General features: G+C 59.4%; 10 protein-coding genes. 4 read left to right on the top strand and 6 right to left on the bottom strand.

The window, feature by feature from the left end:
• Positions 1-1,972: methylmalonyl-CoA mutase family protein (locus DWA01_RS19790; protein WP_114287537.1), on the bottom strand; the 1,972-nt coding region annotated here is incomplete at its 3' end.
• Positions 1,973-2,287: 315 nt separating this feature from the next.
• Between DWA01_RS19790 and ccrA the strand changes: the two genes are divergently transcribed.
• The 4 genes from ccrA (at position 2,288) to DWA01_RS19770 (ending at position 6,424) form a co-directional block, all read left to right on the top strand.
• Positions 2,288-3,577 carry a crotonyl-CoA carboxylase/reductase gene (gene ccrA / locus DWA01_RS19785; protein WP_114287536.1) on the top strand — a complete coding sequence of 430 codons (1,290 nt, stop codon included), beginning with the start codon at positions 2,288-2,290 and terminating at the stop codon, positions 3,575-3,577.
• A gap of 265 nt (positions 3,578-3,842) precedes the next feature.
• The gene (locus DWA01_RS19780) at positions 3,843-4,046 is read left to right on the top strand and encodes a hypothetical protein (protein WP_114287535.1); all 204 of its coding nucleotides are present in this window, start codon (positions 3,843-3,845) and stop codon (positions 4,044-4,046) included.
• Between the two features lie 51 nt (positions 4,047-4,097).
• Positions 4,098-5,630 (top strand): ATP-dependent DNA helicase, encoded by a 1,533-nt coding sequence (locus tag DWA01_RS19775; RefSeq protein WP_114287534.1) that lies wholly within the window; start codon positions 4,098-4,100, stop codon positions 5,628-5,630.
• Between the two features lie 26 nt (positions 5,631-5,656).
• Entirely contained in the window at positions 5,657-6,424 is a 768-nt protein-coding gene (locus DWA01_RS19770) for an SDR family oxidoreductase (RefSeq protein ID WP_114287539.1), read from the top strand.
• 175 nt (positions 6,425-6,599) lie between these two features.
• Here the strand turns inward: DWA01_RS19770 and DWA01_RS19765 are convergent, their stop codons facing one another.
• From DWA01_RS19765 to DWA01_RS19745, 5 genes are all read right to left on the bottom strand, one after another.
• Positions 6,600-7,364, bottom strand: coding sequence for a TIGR02186 family protein (locus DWA01_RS19765; RefSeq protein WP_114287533.1), 765 nt, complete (start codon positions 7,362-7,364; stop codon positions 6,600-6,602).
• Positions 7,364-8,275 carry a sulfite exporter TauE/SafE family protein gene (locus DWA01_RS19760; protein WP_114287532.1) on the bottom strand — a complete coding sequence of 304 codons (912 nt, stop codon included), beginning with the start codon at positions 8,273-8,275 and terminating at the stop codon, positions 7,364-7,366. Before DWA01_RS19760 ends, DWA01_RS19765 begins: the two co-directional genes overlap by 1 nt.
• 320 nt (positions 8,276-8,595) lie before the next feature.
• A complete protein-coding gene (locus tag DWA01_RS19755) occupies positions 8,596-9,558 on the bottom strand; it encodes an ABC transporter permease (RefSeq protein WP_114287531.1) in 963 nt (320 codons plus the stop codon).
• Entirely contained in the window at positions 9,558-10,652 is a 1,095-nt protein-coding gene (locus DWA01_RS19750; RefSeq protein ID WP_114287530.1) for an ABC transporter permease, read from the bottom strand. Before DWA01_RS19750 ends, DWA01_RS19755 begins: the two co-directional genes overlap by 1 nt.
• Positions 10,652-12,226 carry an ABC transporter ATP-binding protein gene (locus DWA01_RS19745; RefSeq protein ID WP_114287529.1) on the bottom strand — a complete coding sequence of 525 codons (1,575 nt, stop codon included), beginning with the start codon at positions 12,224-12,226 and terminating at the stop codon, positions 10,652-10,654. The genes DWA01_RS19750 and DWA01_RS19745 overlap by 1 nt, the downstream gene beginning before the upstream one ends.
• Between the last annotated feature and the right edge of the window lie 2 nt (positions 12,227-12,228).

Raw genomic sequence — 12,228 nt, 5'->3', positions numbered from 1 at the left:
CGGCGGGGGCAGCTGCGGTGCCACCGGGATCGGCGAGGGAAACAATATCGGCCATAATGCGGTTCAGCTCGAAATCTTTCGGGCTGTAGATCCGCGCCACCCCCATATCGCGCAGCTGTGTTGCATCCGCGTCCGGGATGATGCCGCCCACCACCACCGGCAGATCACCCAGACCTTCGTCGCGCAACAGGCCCATCAGCTCGCCCACCAGCGGCAGGTGCGACCCTGACAGGATTGACAGCCCTAACACATGCGGGCGGCGGTCTTTGGCTGCGCTGACGATATCGCCCGGGGTCAGGCGGATGCCCTCATAAGAGATTTCCATGCCGCAATCGCGCGCCCGTGCGGCGATCTGTTCGGCACCGTTGGAATGGCCGTCGAGCCCCGGTTTGCCCACCAGAAGCGACAACCGGCGTCCCAGCCGGCCGGAGACTGCAGCCACAGCCTCGCGGATCTCTTCCAGCCCCTCGGTGCGGTTTGACGGGTTTTTCGAGACACCGGTGGGGGCGCGGTACTGGCCAAACGCCGCGCGGATCACATCGCCCCACTCGCCGGTGGTCACCCCGGCGCTGGCCGCCTGAACCGAGGCCGGCATGATATTCGCCCCTGACGCAGCGGCCGCGCGAAGATCTTTGAGTGCCGCCGCCACTGCGGTCTCATCGCGCGCGTGTCGCCAGGCGTTCAGCCGGGCGATCTGATCGGCTTCGGCACCTTTGTCCGCCACCATGATGCTGCCATCTCCGGTGGTCAGCGGGCTGGCTTCAGCTTCCACCCAACGGTTGACGCCGACCACGGTGGTGGCGCCGCTCTCAATGCCGGAGATGCGGTCGGCATTGGCTTCCACCAGCCGTGATTTCATGTGCTCAATGGCGTTGACGGCACCACCCATGGCGTCGATCTGCGCCAGTTCGGCCCGGGCGCCTTCTTTCAGCGCCCCGACTTTGCGGGTGATTGCCGGGTTTTCATCGAACAGATCCTCATATTCCAGCAGATCGGTCTCATAAGCGAGGATCTGTTGCATGCGCAGTGACCATTGCTGATCAAACGGGCGCGGCAGACCGAGGGCTTCGTTCCAGGCCGGCAGCTGCACTGCCCGGGCGCGGGCGTTTTTGGACAGGGTCACGGCCAGCATTTCGATCAGAATACGGTAGACGTTGTTTTCCGGTTGCTGCTCGGTCAGCCCAAGGGAATTCACCTGAACCCCATAACGGAAACGGCGGAATTTGGGGTCTTCAATGCCATAACGAGTGCGGGTGATTTCGTCCCACAGCTCGACAAAGGCGCGCATTTTACACAGCTCAGTGATAAAGCGGATGCCGGCGTTCACAAAAAACGAAATGCGCCCGACCATGGCGGGGAAATGCTCCGGCGCCACTTTGCTCTGCAGATCATCCAGCACTGCAGTGGCGGTGGCCAGCGCATAGGCCAGTTCCTGCTCCGGTGTCGCGCCAGCCTCCTGCAGGTGGTAGGAGCAGACATTCATCGGGTTCCATTTCGGCAGATGTTCGCGGGTATAGGCCGCAACATCGGTGATCAGGCGCAGCGACGGTTCGGGCGGGCAGATATAGGTGCCGCGCGACAGGTATTCCTTGATGATGTCATTCTGCACCGTGCCTTGCAGCCTGGAGACATCAGCGCCCTGTTCCTGTGCGGCGGCGATATACAGCGCCAGCAACCAGGGGGCGGTGGCGTTGATCGTCATCGAAGTGTTCATCTGTTCCATTGGAATGTCGGCAAAGAGCGCCCGCATATCGCCCAGATGGCCGATCGGCACACCGACTTTGCCGACTTCGCCACGCGCGAGATCATGGTCACTGTCGTAACCGGTCTGGGTCGGCAGATCGAAGGCCACCGAAAGCCCGGTCTGGCCACGGGCCATATTGGCGCGGTAGAGTGCATTGGAGGCGCTGGCCGTCGAGTGACCTGCGTAGGTGCGAAACAGCCAGGGGCGGTCTTTTCCGGTTTCGGTCATCGGGGCCTCACAGATTCTCTGAGTAACTATATTTCCTGACTATAGTTATGCGCGAAAGATTATGCCCCTGTCAATTCGCCGCAGCGCAGCGGAAATGGGTTTCTCTGTCTGGTAACGATGGTCACGTCGGTTGGTATAGTAACACATTGATATTTAATAAATTAAAATTTGGGTGGATGCCTTCATGAATCCAGAAGGTCATTAAATTACAAAACTAATGTTATTTTGGTTGCAAAGTTACGCGACGAATACTAAATCAATAACGAAACGGGCTGTAATTCTGCATTGCAGCTAGGGACAGGGAAAGGTCAGAACATGGCACTCGATCACGCTCAGGGTGGCGCACATTATGACGCGCCTGAAAAGGACTTATACGAAATTGGTGAAATGCCGCCGATGGGCTATGTGCCGGCTCAGATGTATTCCTGGGCGATCCGGCGCGACCGCCATGGTAAACCCGACAGCGCGATGCAGGTTGAGGTGGTTGAGACGCCCGAGATTGACAGCTATGAGGTGCTGGTTCTGGTGATGGCGGCGGGGGTCAATTACAACGGTGTCTGGGCTGCGCTCGGCGAGCCGATTTCAGTGTTTGACGTGCACAAACAGCCCTATCACATTGCCGGTTCAGACGCGTCCGGCATCGTGTGGAAAGTGGGCCGCAAGGTGAAAAACTGGAAAGTGGGCGACGAGGTTGTCGTGCATTGTAACCAGGACGACGGCGACGATGAGGAATGCAACGGCGGTGATCCGATGTTCTCCCCGACTCAGCGGATCTGGGGTTATGAAACGCCGGACGGCTCTTTTGCCCAGTTCACCCGGGTGCAGGCGCAGCAACTGTTGCCACGGCCGCGCCATCTGACCTGGGAAGAAAGCGCCTGTTACACGCTGACGCTCGCCACCGCCTATCGTATGTTGTTCGGGCATCAACCTCACGATCTTAAACCGGGTCAGAATGTTCTGGTTTGGGGTGCCTCCGGCGGGCTGGGCTCCTTTGCCATTCAGCTGATCAATGCGGCGGGTGGCAACGCGATCGGGGTGATCTCTGATGAGGCCAAACGCGACTATGTGATGGGGCTTGGGGCCAAGGGCGTTCTGAACCGGCGCGACTATAATTGCTGGGGTCAGATGCCGACGGTGAACACCGATGAATACAAGGCCTGGTTTGGCGAGGTGCGCAAATTCGGCAAAGCGATCTGGAACATCACCGGCAAAGGCATCAACGTGGATATGGTGTTTGAACACCCGGGCGAGGCGACCTTTCCGGTCTCGACCTTCGTGGTGAAAAAGGGCGGTATGGTGGTGATCTGCGCCGGCACATCGGGTTTTAACCTGACGCTGGACGCACGGTATCTCTGGATGCACCAGAAACGGGTTCAGGGCAGCCATTTTGCCCATCTGAAACAAGCCGCGGCGGCCAATAAACTTATGGTCGAACGCCGGCTTGATCCCAGCATGTCGGAAGTGTTTTCCTGGGAGCAGATCCCGAAGGCACATATGAAAATGCTGAACAATGAACACCGGCCCGGAAATATGGCGGTTCTGGTCCAGGTCCCCACCGCCGGATTGCGGACCCTGGAAGACGCTTTGGATGCCGCTGCCCCCTGAGCAGCGGCGGTCCTGCCCACGTTCTTCCTCACTGCCCTCCGGTACTCCCGGGGGGCTTTTTTGCCTGTGGGATTTCCGGGTGCCTAATTTTTGAGCGCCGCATTTCACAAAATGCAACACATCTGAATAATCGTTTAGTTTCAGCGTTAATAATTGCAATATGCAAGAGGATTTGGAAATGTCCCTGTGAGGATGAAAATATGTCAGAAGATCGGACGGGGTGTGGGCCCCCAGCCGGCAGACATAGTTGAGGCAGGAGACTTTTATGCGGCATGACTGGCTGATTGATGTACTGGACGACCTGAAAACGGTGGCCCGCCAGGATGGGTTACTCACAACTGCAAACCAGCTGGACGACTGTCTGACGCTGGCGCGGCGTGAGATCGACAAAAAACAAAACAAACTGATGCGCGATACTTTTGTGACGGAAAATGTGGTGAAACTGCACGCGGAATGCAAAGCAGGTTAACACCCCTGAATGCCACTGGTGCCGGGCGCAACCCGGCTGTAATGTCCGGCTATGACCCTGCCAGATATTACCTTTTCCGACGACCAGGCTGAAGCCTTTGACCGTGTAGCCGCGTTGCTTGAAAGCACCGGTGTAAACCTGGGCGATGAGTTGCTGATCCCGCAATCGGACGTCAGCAATGACGCGCTTGCTGTGATCGGCAAGGCGGGCTCCGGTAAGACATTGTTACTGGCCAAATTGTATCACGCCGCCGAAGAGGCGGGCGTGGCAATCGTCTCGGGCGACTATGAGAGCAAGCGCAAAGCGAACCGGCGCAGCCTGGCGATCCTGGCCCCGACCAACAAAGCCGCCAGCGTCTTGCGCAACCGGGGCGTGCCGGCGACCACCATTCACCGCATTCTGTACACGCCGGTCTATGATCCGGAATATGAAAAGATCGCCGAATGGCTGGCCGAAAATGGCGAACGTCCCGAGATCGACGGTCTTTCGGACGAAGCGCTGGACCGGGCGTTTGCGTTTTTTCAGCTCAACAAATCCATTCCCGGCGCGCTGGCAAGCGCCGGCCTGCGGGGCTCCGATTTTATCACCGGCTGGAAGCGGCGTGATGATCCGCTGGACATCGGTTTTGTCGATGAAAGCTCGATGCTGGACAAAAAACAATTCGAGGATCTGAAGGAAATCTTCCCGACCCTGGTGCTGTTCGGCGATCCGGCCCAGCTGGCACCTGTGAACCAGTCCGGCTCTATGGTGTTTGACACCATGGAAGAAGACCGCAAACTGATCCTGCACCGCATTCACCGCCAGGCTGAAGACAGTCCGATCCTGGATCTGGCCCACGCGCTGGCCGATGAAAGCCTGACCTTTTACGATTTTGAACAGATGATCCGCGAGGCTGCGGCGCGGGATGACCGGGTGATCTGGGCGGAACGCGTGCAATCAGAACTGATGGCGCGCTCGCCGGTGCTGGTCTGGCGCAACGCCACCCGCATCCGGCTGATCAACGCGTTCCGGGCCGCCTATGGTGCGCCGGCCGATGCGCTGCTGCCGGGCGAACCGCTGATCTGCGATGGCATTGAGCTGCCCGCCAAACACCGCAAGAAACGGCTGGATCTGGAAGCGCGCGGGCTGATCAAAGGCGCCCAGGTGGTCTATCTCGGACCCGGGCGCAAACCCGGGTTTTCGCGCCTGCATGTGATGGGGGCCGAGGAACCGCAGGTCTCCGCGGCCTCGATTGTGAAAATCGAACTGCCGGATCAGGACGAACCCTTTATCCCCTTTGCCGCCCGGATGGGTGCGGCCTTTCTGCACGGGGCGGCGGTGACCATTCACAAATCTCAGGGCTCACAATGGTCCGACGTTCAGGTCTTTGCGCCCGATCTCTATGCCGCCAGTCGTGCCGGGCGTATGGAGGCGGGCATCCCGCTGTGGAAACGGCTGGCTTATGTGGCGATTACGCGGGCGGAAACCCGGCTGCACTGGGTGGTGAAAAACCGGCTGGCAAGGCCCTCGTCGCAGCTGTCGGTGGCCGATCTGAAGCAGAAGCCCGCCGGATTGCAGCTGAAAATGGAGGTCCAGGACCCATGAGTTCAGATGAATCGAGCACAGACGGCATGAGCGCCGGTGACAGGGGCACAGGCGCCTCTGGAAAAAGCATCATCATCACTGGCGCAAGTTCCGGCATTGGCAAAGCCACCGCGTTGGCGTTTCTTGACGCGGGCTGGCAGGTGGGGCTGCTGGCGCGCCGGGAAGAGACCCTGGCTGCGATCGCCGGGGGGCATGACAACGCCCATGTGCTGGTGGCTGATGTGACCGATGACGCGGCGCTGGAAGCTGCGTTTGACCGTTTCATCGCCCATACCGGCCACCTGGATGTGCTGTTCAACAACGCCGGCATGTCAGGCCCGATCAAACCGTTTGATGAAGTGTCGATGGACGAGTGGCGCCATGTGGTGGACGTGAATCTGACCGGGATGTTTGCCTGCGCCCGGCTGGCTTTTCGCCAGATGCGGCACCAGCAACCCCAGGGCGGGCGCATCATCAACAACGGTTCGGTCTCAGCCCAGGCGCCGCGGGAAAACATGGTCTGTTATACCGCCACCAAACACGCCATCACCGGCTTGACCAAAGCGCTGTCGCTGGACGGGCGCCCGTTTGACATTGCCTGTGGTCAGATCGATCTGGGCAATGCGCGCACCGAACTGCTTGAAGATCTGATCCATCGCGCGCAGCTTGCCAACCCGGAGGCGCCGGTGCCCCATACGATGGAGCTGAAACACGCGGCGGAGGCGATTGTACATATGGCGGCGCTGCCGTTGTCGGCAAATGTGCAGTTTATGACACTGATGGCGACCAACATGCCCTTGATCGGCCGCGGTTAAAACGTTTTGAACTGACGCGGAAGCGTTTGCCTTTGTTGCTGTAATCCACGGCTGAGGGCTGCATCCGTCACGGGGTAACGGCGAATACGCCCGGCCATGCGGCAGGACGCCCCAACCCGGTCCACAGGGCCGGGCGGGTGAGATCCGGTATCAGGTGACGGTTATTCGAAATGTCTTAGCGGCGGAAATATCCAAACACCGCCGAAGCCATCCAGCCGGCAATCACCGCGATGATCAGCGCCAGCACGCCATAGGCGGGGGAATTCGTTTTCGACAGGTTGTATAACCAGCGACCCAGCCCGACTTTGCGCACATCCAGCGTGTCCTGATAGCTGGCGACAATTTCCCCACCCCGCAGCAGGAAAATCCGCGTTTCAAAATCGCCTTCGGTCAGATTGGCCGGCAGTGTCACCCTGGTCTGGAACAGCGTCTGTTCAGAGAACTTTACCGCGCCTTCGTTCAACTGGTAGAGGTCGTCATTTTCCCGGATCCGGATCAACGCTTCGCGGTATTGGCCCGGGTTGGCCACACGGCCAAAAGCGCCGATGGCCAGGATGGCATTGTTGACTTTGATGCGGGCGATCTGATTGGCTTTCACCGACAGGATCTCATCCAGAGGCGCGGTTGTGTTGACCGCATAAAAACTGGGGGCGGCGTCCATGCGCGCGTTGCCGGTATTGATCCAGATGCCGAACCGCCTTGATTTCTGCCGCACGTTCAGCGGGCCGGAGGGGCCGGACAGGGTGACAATAACTTCAAGTGGCGCATCCTGCTGGATGGCGGTTTCGCGTTTCACCGCCCCGAAAATAAGCAGTTCAGAGCCGTCAAAATCAGTGGTGATCGAGATCTGATCCTGGCTGATGCCGGCCACGACCTGTTCCTGGGCCTGCAGGGGCATCAGGCTGGAGATCAGCAGGGCTATGGCAAGCAGTACACGCATCAGCCTGTCCCCAGAGTGATAGAGAACAATTCCGAGGGCTGCAGCAGCAGATCCAGCGCAATTTTGAAACAGACGCCCAGCACGATAATGGCCAACAGAATGCGCAACTGTTCGGCCTTCAGGCGGACGCCGACGCGGGATCCGATCTGGGCGCCAATTACGCCACCGATCAACAGGAACAGCGCCAGAATGATATCCACGGTCTGGTTGGTGATCGCATGCATCAATGTGGTAAAGGCGGCAACAAAGATGATCTGAAACAGGGAAGTGCCGACCACCACTTTGGTGGGCATGCCCAGAATATAGATCATCGCCGGCACCATGATAAAACCACCGCCGACGCCCATGATCGCCGACAGCACCCCAACCGCCATTCCCACAAGCAGCGGCGGAATGGCAGAAATATAAAGGCCGGAGGTGCGGAACTTTACCTTGAACGGCAGATTGTGCACCCAGTAGTGTTTTTTGCGTTTGGGACGCACGCCTTTGCCGGACCGCAGCAAAGCGCGCAGGCTTTCAACAAACATCAGCGCGCCGATCACGCCGAGAAACAGCACATAGGACAGGTTGACCAGCAGATCGACCTGACCCAGTTCTCGCATCAGGGCAAAAACCTGCACACCGAACAGGGCACCGACATTGCCGCCGATCAGCAGCACCACGCCCATTTTCAGATCAACCGTTTTGCGCTTCAGATGCGCCAGCACCGCCGAGACAGAAGAGGCCACGATCTGGTTGGCGGAGGTGGAGACCGCCACCGCCGGTGGGATGCCGATAAAAAACAATAAAGGGGTGATCAGGAAGCCACCGCCGACACCAAAAATGCCTGATAACACACCCACAATGCCGCCCAGCCCTAAAAGCAGGAAGACATTGACCGACACTTCGGCAATCGGAAGATAAACTTGCATTTGTCGGTCCGGGATTATGGATGATCTTTGATCAGACATGCCCTGATTTGGGGCTCTGTGTCAAACCCGGGCCGCAATAAATTAAGACGTGCCCGCAATTCGTGTTGGCAGGCTCAAAGTCTGAAACAGTGATATGGAAACAGGGCGGTGCCTGATCTTGGGGAGGAGTGAAGCGCCTTTCCGGGGGGAAGGTCAGCCGCGGCCCGGCGGTGCCGGGCAAAAACCTTTTGTAACAGCTGAGCCGGTCAATGGAGAGCTGCACGATCCGCGGACCCAGCGATGGTTTAAGGGCCGCCGCCTGGTGGCAACGGCCCTTGTTCTTATCGTTCCTTGACGTAGGGGCTGCCGCCGGCGCGCGGCGGGATCGCTTTGCCGACAAAACCGGCCAGGATCACCACGGTCAGGATATAGGGCAGCGCCTGCATGAACTGCACCGGGATCTCAAAAGCGCCGATCTCGATGCTCTGATAGCGGTTGCCGATCGCCTCCAGCAGACCAAACAGCAGGGTGGCGCTGAGCGCGTACCAGGGACGCCATTTGGCAAAGATCAACGCCGCCAGCGCGATGTACCCACGGCCCGCGGTCATGTCTTTGACAAAACCGGCGGCGAGCGTGGCCAGGTAGGCGCCGGCCAGGCCACAGAGCACGCCGGCAATCACCAGCGCGGTAAAGCGCAGGCGCACCACCGAAATACCAGCCGTATCCACCGCGGAGGGGTTTTCGCCCACTGCACGCAGACGCAGACCAAACCGGGTGCGGTACAGCACCCACCAGGTCAGCGGCACCAGCGCAAACGCCACATAGACCAGAAGCGTATGGCCGGAAATCAGTTCCTCATAGATCGGTCCCAGCACCGGCACATCCGCCACCGCATCGGCAAAGGGCAGGGTGATCGGTTCAAACCGGCCGCCGTTGGACAGCGACGGGGTACGGCCGCCAAGACCAAACCAGGCCTGACCGACCACCACCGTCAGACCGGCGGCGAGAAAGTTCAGCGCCACGCCGGAAATCAGCTGGTCGCCGCGGAAAGTGATCGAGGCAAGGCCGTGGATCATCGACAGCGCCGTAGAGCCGGCAATCGCCGCCAGCATGCCAAGCCAGACAGAGCCGGTGACATAAGAGACCGCACCTGCGAGAAACGCCGCGACCAGCATCTTGCCTTCCAGCCCGATATCCACCACGCCGGCGCGTTCGGAGTAGAGCCCGGCCAGACAGGCCAGCAGCAATGGTGTCGCCAGACGTACGGTGGAATCGAGAATCTGGATCAGGGTCAGGAAATCCATTACGCCTCTCCCTTGTGCAGCATCAGAAACAGCCGCTCAACCGGGCCACGCACCATATTGTCCAGCGCGCCGGTCAGCAGGATCACCAGACCCTGGATCACCACCACCAGCTCGCGTGGGATGCCTTCCCACAAGGACAGTTCGGAGCCGCCCTGAAACAGGAAGCCAAACAGCAGCGCCGCCAGCACGATACCCACCGGGTGGTTGCGCCCCATCAGCGCCACGGCGATGCCGATAAAGCCGGCGCCTTCGACCGCGTTGTCAATCAGCCGCTCGGCTTCGCCCATCACATTGTTCAGCGCCATCATGCCGGCGAGCGCGCCGGAAATCACCATGGTGATCACCACGATACGCACCGGGTTGATGCCGGCGTAGATCGCGCCGGTCTCAGACTGGCCAAAGGCGCGGATCTGATACCCAAGTTTGGTGTGCCAGATCAGCAGCCAATAGCCAAAGGCGCAGGCCAGCGCCACCAGGAAGCTGATGTTGGCCGGGGCGTTTTTGGCAAAGGTAATGCCAAAGGGCGCCAGCATATCGCTGAAGGTCGGCAGGTTGGTGCCGGCGGGAAAACCGGCCGATTCAGTGGACATATTGCCCGGAACCTTGAGGAAATTCAGCAGCAGATAGCCCACAAGTGCGGAGGCGATAAAGTTGAACATGATGGTGGTAATGACGATATGGCTGCCGCGTTTGGCCTGCAGATAGGCCGGGATAACGGCCCAGAACGCACCAAAAGCAGCGCCGCCGATGGCGGCGGCAGGCAATGCAATCGCCCAGTGTGGCCAGTCAATCGACAGGGCCACCAGCGCGACACCAAGCCCGCCCAGCATCGCCTGACCTTCGCCGCCGATGTTGAACAGCCGCGCCTGATAGGCGGTGGCCACGGCCAGACCGGTAAAGATGAAGTTGGTGGTGTAATACAGCGTATAGCCCCAGCCGTTGGTAGAGCCGAAACTGCCGGTCACCATCGTTTTCAACGCCCGGAACGGATCGCCGCCAATGGCCCAGATGATGAGGCCCGACAAGGTAAAGGCAATCAGGATATTGATCAGCGGTATCAGCGCAACATCAGCCCATTTTGGCATCTTTTGCATCAGTTTGCCTTCCTGTTAATACCGGCCATCAACAGGCCCAGTTCTTTTTCGTCGGTCTCTTCCGGGCGGCGTTCGCCCATGATCTGACCGTCAAACATCACCGCGATCCGGTCCGACAGCGACATGATTTCGTCCAGCTCGACCGAGACAAGCAGGATGGCTTTGCCCTGGTCACGCAGCTCAACGATTCGCTGGTGAATGAATTCAATGGCACCGATGTCGACACCGCGGGTGGGCTGGCCGATCAGCAGCAGATCCGGGTTGCGTTCGATCTCGCGCGCCAGCACGATTTTCTGCTGATTGCCGCCGGAGAAGTTCTTGGCCTCCAGCCGCGGGTGCGGCGGGCGCACATCAAAACGCTCCATTTTGGCATGGGTTTCCGCCCGCAGCGCGGCGTTGTCCATCAGCATGCCTTTGTTGTAGGCGGGATCGTCCTCATAGCCGAACGCGATGTTTTCCCAGGCTGAAAATTCCAGGATCAACCCTTCATCATGGCGGTCTTCCGGCACATGGGCGATGCCCTTTTTGCGCCGGGTGCGGGCGTCTGATTTTGCCCCGGTCAGGTCCAGTTCCTGGCCGTTCAGCCGCACCGAACCCGTGGCGGTCTGCATGCCGGCCAGCACTTCCAGCAATTCGCTCTGGCCATTGCCGGCAACGCCTGCAATGCCGAGGATTTCACCGGCGCGCAGTTGCAGTGACACACCTTTGAGGCGCTCGACTTTGTCTTCATCCACCACCCGCAGGTTTTCGACCTCAAGCACAGATGCGCCGGGCCTGGCGGGCGTTTTACTGACTTCCAGCAAGACTTTCCGCCCGACCATCAGTTCGGCCAGATGTTCCGGGCTGGTCTCCGACGTTTTCACGGTGGCGGTCATCTCGCCGCGGCGCATCACCGATACCGTATCGGTGATATCCATGATCTCACGCAGTTTATGGGTGATCAGGATGATGGTTTTGCCCTGTTTCTTCAGCCCGTCAAAGATGCGGAACAGATGGTCCGCCTCGGCTGGGGTCAGCACACCGGTCGGCTCGTCCAGGATCAGGATGTCGGCGTGGCGGTACAGCGCTTTCAGGATCTCAACGCGCTGTTTATGACCCACCGACAGCTCTTCGACCAAAGTGTCGGGGTTGACGTTCAGCTCATATTCTTTTGCCAGCCGCGTCAGCTCTTTGCGCGCTTTGGCCAGCGAGGGGCGCAGCATGGCCCCATCTTCGGCGCCAAGAATCACGTTCTCGAGCACAGTAAAATTCTCAACCAGTTTAAAGTGCTGGAACACCATGCCGATGCCGGCGCTGATCGCGGCCTGACTGTCGGGAATCAACGTGGTCTGACCATTGATCAGCACTTCCCCGGCGTCGGCTTTGTAAAAGCCGTAGAGGATCGACATCAGCGTCGACTTGCCGGCACCATTCTCGCCGATAATGCCGTGGATCGTGCCTTTGGCGACCGAAAAGTTGATGTCCTTGTTCGCCTGCACCGGCCCGAAAGCCTTGGAGATGCCGCGCAGCTCAATGGCGGGGGGAAGATCGTGGGCGGCAGTTTCCTGCCGCCCCGATTTATGGGTCAATTCCATAT

The sequence above is a fragment of the Candidatus Halocynthiibacter alkanivorans genome (assembly GCF_003333265.1).
GTDB classification, from domain to species: domain Bacteria; phylum Pseudomonadota; class Alphaproteobacteria; order Rhodobacterales; family Rhodobacteraceae; genus Halocyntiibacter_A; species Halocyntiibacter_A alkanivorans.
This window is presented reverse-complemented; position numbering and strand designations above follow the sequence as displayed.

Bases quoted from the DNA above. Each gene is read 5' to 3' on its own strand.
- DWA01_RS19750 (WP_114287530.1), bottom strand. From the start codon at position 10,652: ATGCAAAAGATGCCAAAATGGGCTGATGTTGCGCTGATACCGCTGATC.
- ccrA (WP_114287536.1), top strand. From the start codon at position 2,288: ATGGCACTCGATCACGCTCAGGGTGGCGCACATTATGACGCGCCTGAA.
- DWA01_RS19760 (WP_114287532.1), bottom strand. From the start codon at position 8,275: ATGCAAGTTTATCTTCCGATTGCCGAAGTGTCGGTCAATGTCTTCCTG.
- DWA01_RS19755 (WP_114287531.1), bottom strand. From the start codon at position 9,558: ATGGATTTCCTGACCCTGATCCAGATTCTCGATTCCACCGTACGTCTG.
- DWA01_RS19770 (WP_114287539.1), top strand. From the start codon at position 5,657: ATGAGCGCCGGTGACAGGGGCACAGGCGCCTCTGGAAAAAGCATCATC.
- DWA01_RS19745 (WP_114287529.1), bottom strand. From the start codon at position 12,226: ATGGAATTGACCCATAAATCGGGGCGGCAGGAAACTGCCGCCCACGAT.
- DWA01_RS19765 (WP_114287533.1), bottom strand. From the start codon at position 7,364: ATGCGTGTACTGCTTGCCATAGCCCTGCTGATCTCCAGCCTGATGCCC.
- DWA01_RS19775 (WP_114287534.1), top strand. From the start codon at position 4,098: ATGACCCTGCCAGATATTACCTTTTCCGACGACCAGGCTGAAGCCTTT.
- DWA01_RS19780 (WP_114287535.1), top strand. From the start codon at position 3,843: ATGCGGCATGACTGGCTGATTGATGTACTGGACGACCTGAAAACGGTG.